The 17,563-nt window shown below is 35.3% G+C and carries 16 protein-coding genes and 1 pseudogene; 12 read left to right on the forward strand and 5 right to left on the reverse strand.

From position 1 onward, the window contains the following. The first annotated feature begins 355 nt into the window (after positions 1–355). The 3 genes and pseudogenes from ACGH6S_RS08115 to ACGH6S_RS08125 all read left to right on the forward strand — a co-directional run. Complete coding sequence (locus ACGH6S_RS08115; RefSeq protein ID WP_411578656.1) at positions 356–454, forward strand: hypothetical protein; 99 nt, start codon at positions 356–358, stop codon at positions 452–454. Further along, complete coding sequence (locus tag ACGH6S_RS08120) at positions 429–938, forward strand: hypothetical protein (RefSeq protein ID WP_411578629.1); 510 nt, start codon at positions 429–431, stop codon at positions 936–938. The genes ACGH6S_RS08115 and ACGH6S_RS08120 overlap by 26 nt, the downstream gene beginning before the upstream one ends. 46 nt (positions 939–984) lie before the next feature. Next, positions 985–1,056 (forward strand): annotated as a pseudogene (locus ACGH6S_RS08125) (hypothetical protein); the annotation flags it as partial. 135 nt (positions 1,057–1,191) lie between these two features. On the opposite strand, the gene ACGH6S_RS08130 reads toward ACGH6S_RS08125, so the two are convergent. Beyond that, positions 1,192–2,481 carry an NAD(P)/FAD-dependent oxidoreductase gene (locus tag ACGH6S_RS08130; RefSeq protein WP_411578630.1) on the reverse strand — a complete coding sequence of 430 codons (1,290 nt, stop codon included), beginning with the start codon at positions 2,479–2,481 and terminating at the stop codon, positions 1,192–1,194. 337 nt (positions 2,482–2,818) lie between these two features. Here ACGH6S_RS08130 and ACGH6S_RS08135 point away from each other — a divergent pair, with 337 nt between their 5' ends. From ACGH6S_RS08135 to rraA, 5 genes are all read left to right on the forward strand, one after another. Further along, positions 2,819–3,790, forward strand: coding sequence for an HlyD family secretion protein (locus ACGH6S_RS08135; protein WP_411578631.1), 972 nt, complete (start codon positions 2,819–2,821; stop codon positions 3,788–3,790). Beyond that, complete coding sequence (locus tag ACGH6S_RS08140; protein WP_296317330.1) at positions 3,790–4,911, forward strand: ABC transporter permease; 1,122 nt, start codon at positions 3,790–3,792, stop codon at positions 4,909–4,911. Before ACGH6S_RS08135 ends, ACGH6S_RS08140 begins: the two co-directional genes overlap by 1 nt. Positions 4,912–4,928: 17 nt before the next feature. Then, positions 4,929–6,089, forward strand: a complete 1,161-nt coding sequence (locus ACGH6S_RS08145) for an ABC transporter permease (RefSeq protein ID WP_411578657.1) — start codon at positions 4,929–4,931, stop codon at positions 6,087–6,089. 141 nt (positions 6,090–6,230) lie between these two features. Further along, positions 6,231–7,133 (forward strand): 1,4-dihydroxy-2-naphthoate polyprenyltransferase, encoded by a 903-nt coding sequence (locus ACGH6S_RS08150; protein ID WP_065590595.1) that lies wholly within the window; start codon positions 6,231–6,233, stop codon positions 7,131–7,133. 89 nt (positions 7,134–7,222) lie between these two features. After that, a complete protein-coding gene (rraA, locus tag ACGH6S_RS08155) occupies positions 7,223–7,714 on the forward strand; it encodes a ribonuclease E activity regulator RraA (RefSeq protein ID WP_034909391.1) in 492 nt (163 codons plus the stop codon). A gap of 88 nt (positions 7,715–7,802) precedes the next feature. Here the strand turns inward: rraA and dprA are convergent, their stop codons facing one another. Further along, positions 7,803–8,909, reverse strand: coding sequence for a DNA-processing protein DprA (gene dprA / locus ACGH6S_RS08160; RefSeq protein ID WP_411578632.1), 1,107 nt, complete (start codon positions 8,907–8,909; stop codon positions 7,803–7,805). Between the two features lie 156 nt (positions 8,910–9,065). On the opposite strand from dprA, the gene def reads away from it, so the two are divergent. Beyond that, positions 9,066–9,578 carry a peptide deformylase gene (gene def, locus ACGH6S_RS08165; RefSeq protein WP_065590597.1) on the forward strand — a complete coding sequence of 171 codons (513 nt, stop codon included), beginning with the start codon at positions 9,066–9,068 and terminating at the stop codon, positions 9,576–9,578. A gap of 44 nt (positions 9,579–9,622) precedes the next feature. On the opposite strand, the gene grpE is transcribed toward def, so the two are convergent. Further along, entirely contained in the window at positions 9,623–10,207 is a 585-nt protein-coding gene (grpE, locus tag ACGH6S_RS08170) for a nucleotide exchange factor GrpE (protein ID WP_034909401.1), read from the reverse strand. A 158-nt stretch (positions 10,208–10,365) separates the two neighbouring features. On the opposite strand from grpE, the gene nadK reads away from it, so the two are divergent. Next, positions 10,366–11,244, forward strand: a complete 879-nt coding sequence (gene nadK, locus ACGH6S_RS08175; RefSeq protein ID WP_411578633.1) for an NAD(+) kinase — start codon at positions 10,366–10,368, stop codon at positions 11,242–11,244. A gap of 55 nt (positions 11,245–11,299) precedes the next feature. Here nadK and ACGH6S_RS08180 read toward each other — a convergent pair whose 3' ends face one another. Together ACGH6S_RS08180 and argF are read right to left on the reverse strand one after the other, a co-directional pair. Continuing rightward, positions 11,300–11,797, reverse strand: a complete 498-nt coding sequence (locus ACGH6S_RS08180) for a phosphatidylglycerophosphatase A (RefSeq protein ID WP_034947327.1) — start codon at positions 11,795–11,797, stop codon at positions 11,300–11,302. Positions 11,798–11,896: 99 nt separating this feature from the next. Continuing rightward, positions 11,897–12,907 (reverse strand): ornithine carbamoyltransferase, encoded by a 1,011-nt coding sequence (argF, locus tag ACGH6S_RS08185; protein WP_296299979.1) that lies wholly within the window; start codon positions 12,905–12,907, stop codon positions 11,897–11,899. Between the two features lie 270 nt (positions 12,908–13,177). On the opposite strand from argF, the gene carA reads away from it, so the two are divergent. Further along, a complete protein-coding gene (gene carA, locus ACGH6S_RS08190) occupies positions 13,178–14,335 on the forward strand; it encodes a glutamine-hydrolyzing carbamoyl-phosphate synthase small subunit (RefSeq protein WP_411578634.1) in 1,158 nt (385 codons plus the stop codon). A 2-nt stretch (positions 14,336–14,337) separates the two neighbouring features. Then, the gene (gene carB / locus ACGH6S_RS08195; RefSeq protein ID WP_411578635.1) at positions 14,338–17,553 is read left to right on the forward strand and encodes a carbamoyl-phosphate synthase large subunit; all 3,216 of its coding nucleotides are present in this window, start codon (positions 14,338–14,340) and stop codon (positions 17,551–17,553) included. Positions 17,554–17,563 lie beyond the last annotated feature (10 nt).

Here is a 17,563-nt window from a genome sequence, read left to right on the forward strand (position 1 = left end):
TTATTCATATTTGTTCCTTTTTTAGTTGTGATAAGTTTACCTTACCCCTTAAAAAAGTTGTATGAATTAGTGTAGCCTATCCAATATGAATGATGCGGCCTTACATTTACCCCCTAATAATGACCAACAGTTCTATGCATTATGTATATCCAAATAAGATAATGGCAATATTTATTCGAAGTTTGTTTAGTTAATAGATGTAACAACGCAATCGATCTAATAGTTTTTATAGGATTTGCTAGTATTGTTTACAGTAATTTGAAAAACTACTGTAATAAATATACATAAGAAAACAAAACTAACGCCTTATCACAGACAAGAGATATGGCGTTTATATCATAAAGAGAAAATAACGATCACTGATTTGGTCAAACGTTTTATGGTTAGTCGTCCAACCATTTATAACGTACTAAATAAAGAAAGCTCGTTTGAAGCATTCTGTTCCATTAACTAGTAAGAATGAACGTTATAAAACCATTTGTTATGGTATTAAATGTTTGGTTAAAGTCAAAAAATTGATTGAGAATAAATTAAGACGGCAAGCTAAACGCTATAACAAAATCTATCCAGGTGAAATGCTACACGTTGATACCAAACGTTTGCTTTTACTTAAAAGTGAAACGAAACAGCAAACTAGAGAATATTTATTTGTTGGTATTGATGATTTTTCACGTGAGTTTTATGCGGGAATTTACCCCGATAAATCCCAATTTAGCTCAGCACAGTTTTTACAAAATAATGCATTAGCACAATGTCCTTATATCACCACCTGTATTTATTCCGATAATGGATGTGAATATCAAGACACAACTGAACACTTATTTGTTAAAACGTGTAATAACCATCATATTAATCAAAAATTGACCAAACCTGTCTGCCCACAAACGAATAGAAAAACCAAAAGAGTGATACGAACTTTGAATTGCGATGTGACATAATCGGCAAAGATTTAGCGATTCAAAAGAGAGAAAACAAAAACTTAAACGCTTTATTAATTTTTATAATACGGTTAAACCGCATAAAGCAATTTCAGGGAAAACGCTTATAAGTTTTTAGAAAATTATTTTAGCTATGAGGTGTAAACAATTCGACGTTTTCCTGCAAATAAAACTTATTAAATTTCTCTTACCTATAAATTATAAAATAGCTACTTATAAAATAGTATTTGTAAGTAGCTATCTAAATGGGAAACTAGTCTTGATGAGTAAAAATAGAGGCAAATTTATTTTTATACACTTCTTTGCTAGCTTTAACAAATCGAATTGTTTTGACAATACCTAACAGACTTGCTTGATGCATGCGATACAACAAGCGATGGATCATTAAAGCAAAGAACCCTTTAACTTTCATTTCGCCTTTACCAGCAATTTTAACCACACCTTGAGCTGTATCATGCAAAGAAATAATCGTTCCATTATCAACATAATTAAATGATTTCATTGGTTTATTATTTAACATGTTAATGATATTTTCATAACATATTTTTGCCATTTGATGTGCGGCTTGTGCAGTAGCTGGCGAGGCTCGCCCGCTGTTTTGCATAGCATAAGCACAGTCACCAATAACAAAAATATTATCATCGCGCGTTGTTTGTAATGTTGGTTTAACCACCAGTTGATTCGAACGGCTTGATTCTAAACCCGCAATATCTTTTAAATAGTCAGGTGCTTTTACGCCTGCAGTCCAAATCATAATATCTGCGCTAATAATATCGCCTTCCTTTGGATAAAAGCCGTCACTTTCCGCCTTGGTTATCATGGTTTTTGTTAATACATGAATACCACGTTTTTGAAGGGTATCGGTAATATTTAATGCCGTTTTTTCAGGTAAAGCAGGTAAAATACGGTCAGTTGCTTCAATAATAGATACATCAAGCAAATCAGAACACATTTTATTGCGTCCACAGTTACCAAATGTTTCAACCATATGAGGTAACTCAGAAGCTAACTCAACACCTGTTGCGCCACCACCAACAATAGCAATACGAATTTTATCTTCAGTCGTCGTTTCATGTTCATCAATAATTGAACAAAAACTAGCAAATTTTGTAATCAGTGTTTCACGTAGACGAATTGCAGCGTTTTGGTCATCTAAAAAGATACAATGTTCTTTAACTCCTGGTGTGCCAAAATCGTTTGAAGTACTTCCTATTGCCACAACTAATGTATCATATGGTACAGAAATAGATTCACTATTTGAATTCTCAATAATAACATGCTTTTCTTCACGATTAAGATTAGTAAACGTGCCTTGAATAAATTGAAAATGGTGTTGTTGTCCTTGTTCAGCATAATCAATTTTATCAGCTTGCTCATTTAGAATACCGGTAGCAACTTCATGTAATAAAGGTTTCCAAATATGATAAGTATTTTTATCTATTAGTGTAACCTCAGCTTGATCATTCTTCCCTAATTTGTCGCCAAGATCAGTTGCTAATTCTAATCCTCCTGCGCCACCACCAATAATAATTATTTTAACCATATTAAATACCTTAAATTTTTATTTTTTAATAGTTTACTAAATAAGTAGGTTTTTATCTATTTCATTTGACTAATATCACTTATAAATAAAACCTATTAAAGTATTATTTTATAATTAATAAAATTTATTTTAAGTAAATATAAAAAATCAGTTACCACTATAATAACTTAGTATTGATATTAATTCATTTTTAAATTAAATTGATATGCTCTGCGTAAATAAAGCAATTTTCGTATAATGGGAGAGAGTAAATTTTACATATGCTTATTTTACAAAGTATATAATAATTTTAATTCTCTATTTCTTATCTCTTTAATACCACTCTATACAAAATTTTATGAACAAAAAAGTTTTTACTATTATTGCGTTAATCGTTATTTTAATATCAATGACGATTTTAATTCGCTCACACAATAGTCAGTTTATCCTACAAGGTGAAGTTGATGCACCGAATGTTAACGTTGCGTCTAAAGCCAAAGGTAGAGTGCAATTTATTCATGTTCATCGAGGTGATGACGTTAAACCTGGTGATATTGTTATTACTCTCGATAGCCCTGAGCTTTTAGCTCAAGTCAAAGCGGCTGAAGCTGCGCGAGACCAAGCAAAAGCTCAATTAGCACTTTCGGAGCATGGAACTCGTGAAGAAAGCATCCGTTATTATGAAGCAATTCTTAAGCAAGCAAAGGTAACATATGATAATGCTTCCAAAGAATATGAGCGTAACAAAGCTATTTCGGCTAAAGGCTATGTTTCTCAATCTATCTTAGATAATGCTCTAAAAACACGCGATTCAGCTTTTCAACAAGTTCAATCAGCACAAGCTAATTTAGACCAAGCTAAAAATGGAGATCGTATTGAGCAACGTGAAATTTATGCAGCCAAATTGGAAGAAGCCGAAGAACAACTTAAACAGCTACAAATACAATATGATGATTTACAAGTTAAAGCGCAAGTAGCAGGTGAAATTGGTTCTATTCCTGCTGAAATCGGCGAATTGTTTAATGCTAACAGCCCATTGTTAACAGTGATTCAACTACCTCAAGCTTATTTTGTATTTAACTTGCGTGAAGATATTATGTCTAATATTCGCAAAGGCGATCATATTATACTTGAAGTACCTGCACTCAATCACAAAGAGATTGAAGCCGAAATTCGTTATATAGCACCGATGGGCGATTATGCAACTAAACGTGCAACAAGAGCAACAGGAGATTTTGATTTAAAAACCTTTGAAGTCAGACTCTATCCTATTGCACCTGTTGAAGGTTTACGTGCAGGTATGAGCACATTATGGAAGCTAGACAAATAATGTTAGATTTCTGGCATCGTTTTAAAGAGGCGTTTAACGCCGAAATACCACAAATTTTTAGGCGATTTACCTTTCACTGGTTAATGTGGATTATGCCACTAATTATCTTTGTGCTAATTAGTAGTATTTTTTATCGAGGCGTATTATATGATTTACCAGTAGGTTATCTTGATCAAGATAAGAGTACTTTATCACGCGAACTCGTGCGTAATCTTAATGCTGCAGCACATGCAGATCTTATCAATTATGATAGCCAACTTTTTGATGCTGAGCGTGATCTGCAAAAAGCAAAAATTTATGCGCTACTTTATATTCCACCTAATTTTGAAGCGGATGTATTATCAGGTCGCCAACCTACACCAATGCTTTACTATAATGCGTTATATTATAGTGCTGGATTATATTCGATCATGGATTATTCTGGGTTGATAGCAACAATCAATACCCAATATCGAACCACCATGGCTACTAGCATTGGCATGCCAGTTCCCCCATTGGCAAAAGTTAACTTTAATTATGATGGTTTATTTAATGCTAGTGGTAACTCAATGTACTTCCAACAATTTTCCGCAGTAGTGCATTTATTGCAGCTATTTGTTGTAACCACAACAATTCACATTTTAGCACAGTTGCCAAAGCGAACTCGTCCTAGCTACCCTTTTGTTTTAGGGAAATTAGCACCTTATACAATTTGGTTTACTATGCTGCTTATTTTTGAAATTGCCATGCTCGTTTTGTTTTCTAATGCGCGTGTATCAGGTTCTCCGTTTGCCATGATGATAGTGGTATTTTTCTATGTTATTGCAGCACAAAGCATTGGTATTTTGCTATACACTTTTACTAAAACTCCTATTGATGCCTATACTTATATAGGTATTTTAGTTGGACTTGCATTAACTTATTCTGGTGTTGTTGTACCTGAACTATCCATGCCATGGATTGCTAGATTTATCTCTTCGCTTGAACCATTAACTTATGCACTAAATAAACTGTTCGATCTGTTTTTGCGTCACTCTAGTTATTTGTCGGTGTTAAAAACATGCGGAATTTTAATGATCTATCCAATTATTATTACCGTGTTAGTCAGAAAGCGTCTAGTAAGACGTTTACATTCACAGTAAGAGGATAAATTTAGATGATTAAAATATTTTGGTCTTCATTTATAAAAATATTCTTTTATCTGTTAGGACGACCAATGTGGTTATTGTTACTATTGTCAGTATCATTAATGAGCCTTGTTTATATTAATGGAACTATCACTAATTTACCGATAGCAATTGTTGATCAAGATCATACTCCAACAAGCCGTGGTTTAATTCGCTCATTAGAAACAAGTTCAAAAATTGATACGATTATTTATGAAAGCTCTCTTCAAGCTTATGATGATATCAATAATCGTAAACTTTTTGCTGTGATCACAATTCCAAGAGATTTTGAAAAGCGTCTAATAAGTGGTGAAGAAGTTACAATTCCTGCATATGGTGATGCTTCAAGTCGTTTAGCTAATGGTTTAATACAAGTTGATATAAAAGGGATATATCAGCAGATATTGACTGAATATAATACTAAAATAATGCGTAATAACGGATTTTCAGATAAACAGATCAATATTATTTTATCACCTATAAAAGGTCAAACCGAACCACTTTATAATGCAGGCATCAGTTTTGCCGCCATTACCTTTCCAGGTTTGTTAGTCATGTTGCTACAACACTCTTTTTTAATTGCTTCAACTCGTACTAATATCACTTTAAATTCGTTACCTCAAGGCAAACCGCCTAAAATTGTTGTCTTTGGCAGTTTATGTGGGTTATTACCTATCTGGTTATTTTTATCTATTGTATTATTTGGTTTATGGCCTTGGATACTTGGTTATCGGCAATTAGCTAGCATTCCCGAAATATTAATCATGACATTTCCATTATTGCTTGGTGCGCTAGGTTTGAGCAAATTACTAACAGAATGTTTACGCCGTACTGAGATGATATATCTTACATTAGCATTTTTAACCACACCTGTTTTCTATCTTTCAGGAACAATTTGGCCTATTGATGCAATGCCATTATGGGTGAAATGTGTTTCTTATTCTCTACCTTCAACTTGGGCAACCAATATGATTGCAGGAGTGAATCAAATGGGGTTAAGCTTATCAGATAACTGGCTAAATATATTTATGATACTTTTACTAGGAGTAATATATAGCTCGTTAGGTATTTTTATATCAGCCTTACGAGAAGGAAAAGTTAGAAGTATATTTAGAAAAATGAAAACATTTCGATATTTAAAAATGCGTAGCTAAATGATAAATATGGGTAAAGTGCATATACGGAAAATAATCTGAGTTTTACTGAAGGAGCTTTTTATTACTAACACAGTGAATTGATTCAGTATTCCTGTTATTATGATTTATAGTTTTCACTAAAAATAATACAGTTATTGAATGTACAATAAATTTTACCCATGGATTATTAGTTTACGGTTAAAAACCATACCTCTTTCTCTTTCTGCGATATTAGTCGGTAATGCACTAGCTTATTGGCAACATCAATTTAGTTTTTGGATACTACTGTTTTCATTAATTACAGCATCATTGTTACAAATTCTTTCTAATCTAGCCAATGATTACGGAGATGAAATTAAAGGTAGCGATCAAAACAATCTTACTGCCCATAATCGAGGTATACAATTAGGCTTAATTACACTTAAGCAGCTAAAAATAGCGCTATGGATTAATATTTTTTTATGTATTTTATTTGGGCTGATTTTGCTTATATTTGCCTGTAATAATATTTATGAATTATTTATTTTTATATTATTAGGATTATTATCTATTGTTGCCGCAATAACTTATACCATAGGTAAAAAACCTTACGGCTATATTGGATTTGGCGATCTATCAGTACTTACTTTTTTTGGTTTGATTGGTGTCATGGGTAGTTTCTACTTGCAAACTAAGGTATTCTCTTTATCCATTATTTTACCTTCTTTAGGCTGTGGTTTGTTATCCGTTGCTGTGCTTAATATCAATAACCTTCGTGATATAGAACTAGATCGAAAAAGTAATAAGCGTACTTTAGTGGTAATGATTGGTAAATGTATGGGGCGATATTATCATTTATTGCTATTACTCATAGCATTTTGTTCGCTAAGTTTATTTGCATACAATAAATTACAAACAATCTGGAGCGGTTTGTTTATATTAACATTACCGTTATTTATTAAGCATATTTATATGGTTTTTCAATTTAATACGCACAAAGAAGGGGTACCTTTATTATTACAGATGGTCAAACTTGCTTTATTGACTAATTTACTTTATTGTTTGGGGATTATTTTGAGCTAGTTCACGTTTATTTAATTTTAATATCATTTTACTTGGCATTAGCGTTATACTAAATAAACTTATATATCACAGCAAAAGGAGACTTGATAATGGAGTTTGATACTTCAATTCTTTGCGATTATTACCCAGAAGATGTTAACGTAGTTGAACCAATATTTAGTAATTTTGGTGGCGTAGCATCGTTTTCAGGTCAAGCTGTAACAGTTAAATGTTTTGAAGATAACGGCTTACTATACGAAATTTTGCAATCAGACGGCTCAGGAAAAATCCTTGTTATTGATGGGGGCGGCTCTGTTCGTCGAGCGCTAATTGATGCAGAGCTAGTAGATATTGCTGTTCAAAATCAATGGGAAGGAATAATTGTTTATGGTGCTGTTCGCCAAGTTGATTATCTAGCTGAAGCCGATATTGGCATTCAAGCTCTAGCAGCTATTCCTGTTGGTGCTGAAGATCAAGGCATTGGTGAAATTGATATTCGTGTTAATTTTGGTGGAGTGACTTTCTTCTCAGGTGATTTTGTCTATGCTGATAACACAGGTATCATCCTATCTGAAATTGCTCTTGAAATTGAAGATAAATAAAAAATAGTGTGAACCGCCGGTACATATCGGTGGTTTTTATACTTAAACGTATACTTACCTGAAACTTTTTAACAAAAAATCTTTAATTTTAAATCACTCGATTACGAATATAACCACCTGTTACCGTCTTTATTAAACCTTCTAGTTCCATATCTAATAATTTGACGCTCAATTCTGAAATCGACATATTTACTTGTTGAGCAATAATATCAACAGGGATAGGTTGATGATGAATCACTGCAAAAATTTCAGGATACAAAATAGAATTATTCTGTTCTTCTTTAAGCTGATTACACGAACTATTTACTGCTGATAAATAACTATAATAATGCTCTAAAATATCAACTGGTTTAGAAACTAAATAAGCGCCTTGTTTAATTAAATAGTGAGTTCCACTACAGTTTTCATTGTTAATATCACCTGGTAAGGCAAATACATCTCGATTTTGTTCAAGTGCATAGCGCGCAGTAATTAACGAGCCGCTTTTTTCTGAAGCTTCAACCACGAAAGTTCCTAAACTTAACCCGCTAATAATTCGGTTCCGACGAGGAAAATAGACGGATCTGGCTTTTTCAAATGGAAAAAATTCGGACACAATAGCCCCACCTTGCTCCAAAATATCATTGGCTAAGTTTAAATTTGATCTTGGTGCAATTTTTGCTAAACCGCTGCCTAACACTGCGATGGTATGGCCCGATACTTCAAGTGCGCCACGATGGCAAATAGCATCTAATCCAAGCGCTAAACCGCTGGTAATTGTTAAACCATTAATAGCTAATTCACTAGCAAAATATCGTCCCCACTGTGCTCCATATTCACTAAATTCACGACTTCCAACCATAGCTAATTGAGGTGAATGTAATAACTGCCGATTACCTAAAACAAACAACAATAAAGGCGGAGAACAAATTTGTTTAAGTAATAAAGGATAATCGTTATCACAATAAGCAATAAGGTATTTTTGTGGGTGGGGTGATTCTAACCATTGAAGTATTGGTTCTAAATGAAGATATGATGTTTCATAAAAACGCACTAATTGAACATCCGACAATCCTAGTTTATTTAACAAACAAGACACATTTTGTATGCTACTTGGTAAACCGTTAGCAAAAAGCTGTCCAATTTTTTCAAAAATATTTTGTTTTCCATATCCAACCATTGAAATTCTTAATAAGAATTCATATTTACTCATCATAATCTTTCCGCACTCGTTTTAAATGATTTAGATATCTTGAATTGATAAGATAAATACTACCAATAGCCAACAAGGGCTATTCATCAGTATGATAAATGTTTACAATGAGCAATAGTTTGAATAAACCTGAAATTTGAGGAGTAGATCGAAGAATTTATGGCTATTTTACCGGTATTACGTTTTCCTGATGAGCGACTTCGCAAAGTTGCTAAGCCTGTTACCAAGTTCACCCCTGAGCTACAAACGATCATTGATAACATGATCGAAACCATGTATGACGAAAATGGTATTGGGCTTGCAGCAACCCAAGTTGATGTACATGAACAAATTATTGTTATTGATGTATCAGAAGATAAAAGCCAAGTTTATGTGATCATCAATCCTGAAGTGATAAGCCAAGAAGGTGAAACGGGTATTGAGGAAGGGTGCTTATCGGTTCCTGATTGTCGTGGATTTGTGCCAAGAGCAGAAAAAATCAAAATTAAAGCCCTAGATCGCCATGGCAATCCTTACGAACTTGATGCCGATGAGTTACTTGCTATCTGTATCCAACACGAAATGGATCATTTAAAAGGTAAACTCTTTGTTGATTACCTTTCACCATTAAAACGTCAACGAATTGAACAAAAAATGAAGAAACTTGCTCGTGAGGAGCAACGGAATCAATAAAATTAACCGCCACAGTGATTGGCGGTTAACCTATCTAAAGATAACTATTTAGCAACAATTACCATCGCAGGACGAATTAACCGGCCATTTAAGGTATAGCCTTTTTGGATGGTATTTACTATTTGACCTGATTGATGTTCTGGTGATTCAACCATACTAATTGCTTGGTGCACATCAGGATTTAGTTGTGAATCTTCAGTATTAATCACTTCAATACCAAATTTTTTGACAGTATCTAGGAATGATTTTAATGTCAGCTCTAACCCTTCAACAGTAGCTTTATGCTCAGGGTTGGTTTTATCTGTAGATTCTAAAGCTCGTTCTAAATTATCAATAACGGGTAATAATTCATTAGAAAATTTTTCTAGTGCAAATTTACGAGCTTTATCAACATCTTGTTCAACACGTTTACGAACATTATCAATTTCAGCTCGCGCACGAATCATGGCTTCGCTTTCATTTTTTTTAGCCAACTGTAATGCTTGTTCTAGCTCTGCAATACGTGCATCTTTTGCGTTTAATTGCTCTTCTAGACTTGGTTGCGCTGGAGCTTCTTGCTCTGTTGTTTCTTCAGCTGGTGTGTCAATGTTAGTTTCATTTTCTGACATATTTTTATCTTGCTCTGTCATAAGGTACTCCAAATAATGTAGTCGAAAACTTAGTGAATTACGGTTATTATGGGGACAATTTTTATGATTACAAGCTTATCAGTAAATTGATATGTAATTTTTTGACCTGTGACGAAAAAATACATATTGTTTATATAAAAGAATAACAAGGATATTTTATGAATACACCTTTTAAATGCATTGGTCTCATTGGACTTCCTCGTAAATTAGAGGCAATCGAAACTCATCAAGTGCTTTATGATTGGCTTGTTAGTCTTGGTATTCATGTGCTAGTTGAAGATCGCTTAGCGGATCATATTCAATTTCCAGTTAGCCATTACGCTTCGTTAGAAGCAATTGGCCAGCAAGCTGACCTAGCCATTGTTGTGGGTGGTGATGGAAATATGCTACGTTCAGCTAGGTACTTGTCACACTATAAAATCAAAGTGATTGGTGTTAATCGAGGTAATCTCGGTTTCTTAACGGATATCTCGCATGAACAAGTAATTGAACAATTAAGTCCTGTTATTGCCGGTGAATATGAGGATGATCCTCGTTTCTTATTAGAAGTTTCCATTTATGATAATAGTAATTTGATTAATTCGAGTTTCGCCGTAAACGAAATTGTCGTCACTCCTAACACTGTAGCGCATATGATTGACTATGATGTTTACATTAATGAACGTAATGCGTTTTCACAGCGAGCTGATGGGTTAATTATTGCAACGCCAACAGGCTCTACCGCTTACTCGTTATCGGCTGGAGGCCCTATTTTAGCGCCTCATTTAGATGCATTAATTATTACGCCAATGTTTCCGCATTCGTTAGCAGTTAGACCTTTGGTTATCAAAGGCAATAACCCAATTCATCTTAAATTTCCAACTACTGCGCTTGATTTAAATATTGCCTGTGATAGCCAAATTATTTTACCGGTCAAACCAACGCAAGATGTGATTATTCGCCGATCTTTATATGAATTTAATTTAATTCATACCAAAGATTATGATTATTTTAATAATCTTTCGACTAAGTTAGGATGGTCGCAAAAGATGTTTTAATCTATTTTTGTAAAAAACTTTCAGGAAAGTATGTGTTTTAGTATAAGATTACATCTTAAATAACCAATGTCATGATATAAACGGTGAATGATGAAAAGATAGCTGCAATCACATCATCCACCATAATACCAAAACCGCCAGGTATACGTTTATCAAACCAACGAATTGGCCACGGTTTTGCCATGTCAAAAATCCTAAATGCTACGAAGGCTATCGCAATCCACATAACAGAAAGTTGTGGAATAAAAAATAGGGTGATCCACATGCCAACAAATTCATCCCATACTATATGCCCTGAATCGTGCGTATGGGTATCATCCGATGTTTTTTGGCAAATAAAACAACCAAAAATAAAAGTCACTAAAATAAATACCCAGTATAAAGCTGGTTGTAAACCATAAAATAATAACCAAAGTGGAATCGCCATTAACGATCCCATTGTTCCGGGCATAATTGGAGATAAACCACTACCTAGTCCTACAGCTAAAAAATGAATGGGATTGGTTAACTTGAGGAATTTTTTAAAATCTTTATTTCGTTCTTGTTTTGTCATAATCTAATATTCTTTTAAATAAAATTTGCCGACATTAAGCCGGCAAAAAGAAAGTGCCTAATTTTTTAGCTAAGCATTTAAGTATTGATTATGACAATATTATTCATCTTTGGCTAATGTTGCAACCATTACCGCTTTAATGGTATGTAGCCTGTTTTCGGCTTCATCAAAAACAATACTATGTTCAGATTCAAACACATCATTAGTCACTTCAAGTCCATTGGTTAAACCATATTGAGCTGCCATCTGTTTACCGACGGTAGTGTTCATATCATGAAAAGCGGGTAAACAGTGCATGAATTTGACATTTGGATTATTGGTAAGTTTAATAACATTTTCATTCACTTGATAAGGTGTTAATAATTTAACACGCTCATCCCAAACTTCCTTAGGCTCACCCATTGATACCCATACATCAGTATATAAAAAGTCGACGTCTTTAACTCCTTTGGCAACATCTTCGGTTAAGATAATTTTTGCACCCGTATTTTTTGCTATATCTTGGCACTTTTGTACGAGTTCGGCTTCGGGATGACAGGCCTTTGGTGCAACTAAACGAATTTCCATTCCCATTAAAGCCGCACCTTCCATTAACGAATTTCCCATGTTATTACGGGCATCGCCTAAATAGGCAAATTTAATGCTACTTAATGGGCGATTGCCTATATGCTCTTTCATTGTCATAAAATCGGCTAAAATTTGGGTTGGATGTGCTTCGGTCGTTAAGCCATTCCATACTGGTACACCAGCATATTGGGCTAATGTTTCAACGATCTCTTGACCATAACCACGATACTCAATACCGTCATACATTCGACCCAGCACGCGTGCGGTATCCGCAATTGATTCTTTATGACCGATTTGACTACCATTTGGTCCTAAATAAGTGACATTTGCACCTTGATCAAATGCACCAACCTCAAAAGCACAACGTGTACGGGTGGAGTCTTTCTCAAAAATTAATGCAATATTTTTACCAATCAAATGTTGTTGTTCTTGCCCTTGTTGTTTGGCTTGTTTTAATTCGATAGCAAGATTAATTAATTGATTGATTTCGGTAGGGGTAAAATCAAGTAATCGTAAAAAATGACGCTGATAAAAACCGTGCATGATATAGCTCCTAATAACCGTAATGATGTAAATGATTCTATTTGAATAATTATGCAAATTCAAGTTAAACATCATAATAACCCTAACATTTTACCTTTATGTTGAGATAAGTCTCAAAAATTAGACTTAATTATTAAAATAATTTTTATAATATTGCTTTTTTTGTACAAAAAAGTGTAATAAAATGACCAAATATTGTATCTTTGTAGCTAGGTAAAATTGAATTTTTATTCAAAATTAATGATAATTCATTCAAAGGATCTTTTAGTCATGCAAACTTATGCCCTCCTTATGTTACAAGATGGTTCGCAATTTATCGGGAAATCAATTGGTGCTGATGGTCAAACAGTTGGGGAAGTGGTATTTAACACCTCAATGACAGGTTACCAAGAAATTCTTACCGATCCGTCTTACTGTGAGCAATTGGTTACATTAACCTACCCGCACATTGGTAATGTAGGAACGAATGATACCGATGCCGAATCGAACCAAGTTTATGCAAAAGGCTTGATTATTCGTGATTTGCCATTATTAGCTAGCAACTATCGAAGCGAACTCTGTCTTTCTAGCTATTTAAAAAAACATAATGTTATTGCCATTGCGGATATTGATACGCGGCGCTTAACCCGTATTTTGCGTGAAAAAGGTGCACAGCATGGCGTCATCATAACAGCAACGGACAAAACGACCTTACTTGAAAAAGCCGAAATAGCTAAACAGCAGGCAATCGATTTTAAAGGATTAAGTGGGCTTGATTTAGCCAAAGAAGTGACTTGTTTGACAAGCTATATTTGGTCACAAGGCATATGGACAAGGCAACAACAGCCTAATCTAATACCAGAAAACCAATTACCATACCATGTTGTTGCTTATGACTTTGGCGTAAAACGCAATATTTTGCGCATGTTAGTTGAGCGTGGTTGTAAACTAACAGTCGTACCAGCCAAAACGACAGCAGAACAAGTCCTTGCTTTAAAGCCCGATGGGATCTTTTTATCTAATGGTCCAGGAGATCCTGCACCTTGCAGTTATGCGATTGATGCCATTAAGCAGTTTTTAAACACAGATATTCCTATTTTTGGCATTTGTTTAGGTCATCAACTTCTTGCGCTTGCTTGTGGTGCTAAAACTATCAAAATGAAGTTTGGTCATCATGGTGGTAATCATCCTGTTAAAGATCTAGAAAATAATAAGGTAATGATCACTGCACAAAATCACGGCTTCGCTGTAGATGAAGCAAGCTTACCAGCTCATTTACGAGCGACGCATAAATCACTGTTCGATGGTTCATTACAAGGTATTCATCACAATCAAAAACCGGCTTTTAGTTTTCAAGGTCATCCCGAAGCCAGTCCTGGGCCTCATGATGCAGCATCACTTTTTGACCACTTTATTGAGTTAATTAAAATTTATAAGCAGGAGCAATAATCATGGCTAAGCGAACAGATATAAAAAGTATATTAATTATTGGTGCTGGCCCAATTGTTATTGGTCAAGCATGTGAATTTGATTATTCTGGTGCTCAAGCCTGTAAAGCGCTGCGTGAAGAAGGTTATCGTGTTATTTTAGTTAACTCTAATCCAGCCACTATCATGACAGATCCTGAAATGGCTGATGCCACTTATATTGAACCCATTCATTGGACAAGCGTTCGTAAGATTATTGAACAAGAAAGGCCAGACGCCATTTTACCAACCATGGGCGGTCAAACAGCATTAAACTGTGCATTAGAGCTTGAAAAACAAGGTGTATTAAAAGAATTTAATGTTGAAATGATTGGTGCAACAGCCGATGCTATCGATAAAGCCGAAGATCGAAAACGCTTTGATGAGGCGATGAAAAAAATTGGTCTTGATACCGCTCGATCAGGGATTGCTCATTCACTTAAAGAAGCTTACGCCGTTCTTGATCAAGTTGGTTTTCCTTGCATTATTCGTCCATCATTTACCATGGGGGGCACCGGTGGCGGCATTGCTTATAATACCGAAGAGTTTGACGAAATTTGTACTCGAGGACTTGATCTTTCGCCAACCAATGAACTACTTATTGATGAATCATTAATTGGTTGGAAAGAATATGAAATGGAAGTAGTTCGAGACAAAAATGATAACTGCATTATTGTTTGTTCAATTGAAAACTTCGACCCAATGGGTATTCATACAGGTGATTCAATTACGGTGGCTCCAGCACAAACCTTGACTGATAAAGAATACCAAATCATGCGTAACGCTTCGATCGCGGTACTGCGTGAAATTGGTGTTGAAACTGGTGGCTCCAATGTACAATTTTCGGTTGATCCAAAGACAGGACGATTAATTGTTATTGAGATGAATCCACGGGTGTCGCGATCATCTGCCTTAGCTTCGAAAGCAACGGGCTTTCCTATCGCGAAAATCGCCGCTAAACTGGCTGTCGGTTATACGCTTGATGAATTATCTAATGATATAACAGGCGGAAAAACCCCTGCTTCATTTGAACCGTCAATTGATTATGTTGTCACCAAAATTCCACGCTTTAATTTTGAAAAATTTGCTGGTTGTAATGATCGTTTAACCACACAAATGAAATCAGTTGGTGAAGTGATGGCCATTGGGCGCACCTTCCAAGAATCAATACAAAAAGCGTTGCGAGGGCTTGAAGTTGGCGCTTCAGGATTTGATCCTAAAATTGATAATTATGCTGATGAAAAAAATATCACCAAAATTCGTTATGAGCTCCAAGAAGCGGGCGCTGATCGGATTTGGTATATTGCTGATGCTTTTAGAGCAGGATTCAGCTTAGAAGATATCTTTTTACTAACCAATATTGATCGTTGGTTTTTAGTACAAATTGAAGAGTTGGTTAACCTTGAAAATAAGCTAAAGGAACAATCACTTGCACAGCTTGATCAAGAAACATTGTGGCAATTAAAACGTAAAGGTTTTTCTGATTTACGCATCGCCAAACTGCTTAATACCACAGAACAAGCTGTTCGCGATTTACGTCATCAATATCAAATTCACCCTGTTTATAAACGTGTTGATACCTGTGCGGCTGAATTTGCAACAGATACCGCTTATCTTTATTCAACCTATGAGCAAGAGTGTGAAGCTAATCCTCAATTTAGCCGTAAAAAAATTATGATCCTTGGTGGTGGTCCTAATCGGATCGGACAAGGTATTGAGTTTGATTATTGCTGTGTACATGCGGCATTGGCACTGCGTGAGGATGGTTATGAGACCATTATGGTTAACTGTAATCCCGAAACGGTTTCAACCGATTACGATACTTCCGACCGCCTCTATTTTGAATCTGTCACGCTTGAAGATGTGCTTGAAATTGCACATGTTGAAAAGCCAAATGGTGTTATTGTGCAATACGGTGGGCAAACACCGCTAAAACTTGCTCGTGCGCTTGAAGCAGCAGGGCTACCAATTATTGGTACCTCACCTGATGCTATAGATAAAGCCGAAGATCGTAAACGCTTTCAAGAAGTCGTCGATAAACTGAAATTAAAACAACCTGTCAACGCCACAGTGACCGATATTAATGAGGCTGTCATTGAAGCAGAAAAAATAGGTTATCCATTAGTGGTTAGACCTTCTTATGTATTAGGAGGTCGAGCAATGGAAATTGTCTATAATGAACAAGATTTAAGGCGTTATTTTAAAACAGCGGTAAGCGAATCAAATAATGCACCAGTCTTACTTGATCACTTTTTAGATGATGCAATTGAAGTTGATATTGATGTAATTGCTGATGGTGAGCAAATCCTGATTGGTGGCATTATGGAACATATTGAACAAGCAGGCATTCACTCTGGTGATTCTGCTTGCTCACTGCCAACCCACACCTTAACTGCAGATATTTTAGACAAACTACGACAACAAGCCAAACAATTAGCACTTGAACTCAATGTAAAAGGTTTAATGAATGGGCAATTTGCGGTGAAAGATAATCAAATTTATTTGATCGAAATCAATCCTCGTGCAGCTCGCACTGTACCTTTTGTCTCAAAAGCAACAGGTTTACCATTGGCGAAAATAGCGGCTCGCGTGATGACGGGGCAATCACTTGCCAAGCAAAATGTGACTAAAGAGGTGATTCCTCCTTATTATTCGGTAAAAGAAGTGGTATTACCGTTTAATAAATTCAGTGGCGTCGACCCAATCTTAGGTCCTGAAATGCGCTCAACTGGTGAAGTAATGGGAATCGGTAAAACCTTTGCTGAAGCCTTTGCTAAAGCCCAGCTAGGTAGTTTATCCAATATGAAAAAATCAGGGAAAGCATTATTATCGGTTCGCGATCAGGATAAAACAAGGCTGTTAGAGGTAGCTAAACGGTTAATTACTCATGGGTTTAGTATTGATGCAACTATTGGCACGGCAAAGGTATTACAACAAGCAAATATACCATGCCAAGTCGTAAAAAAAGAAAACGAAGGGCGACCAAATATCCATGACCATATAAAAAATGGCGAATATAGCTATATTCTTAATACCACCTCTGGGCGAGCAGCTATTGAAGCCTCAAAAGTATTACGTCGAAGTGCCATTCAATATAAGGTACATTACGATACCACGATGAATGCTGCTTATGCTACAACTGCAGCGCTAGATTACGATCCAGCACAAACTGTAACGCCATTACAGCAACTTTATTGCTAATCACAAAGAT

It is taken from the genome of Gilliamella sp. BG3, from assembly GCF_046635605.1.
Lineage (GTDB): Bacteria > Pseudomonadota > Gammaproteobacteria > Enterobacterales > Orbaceae > Gilliamella > Gilliamella bombi.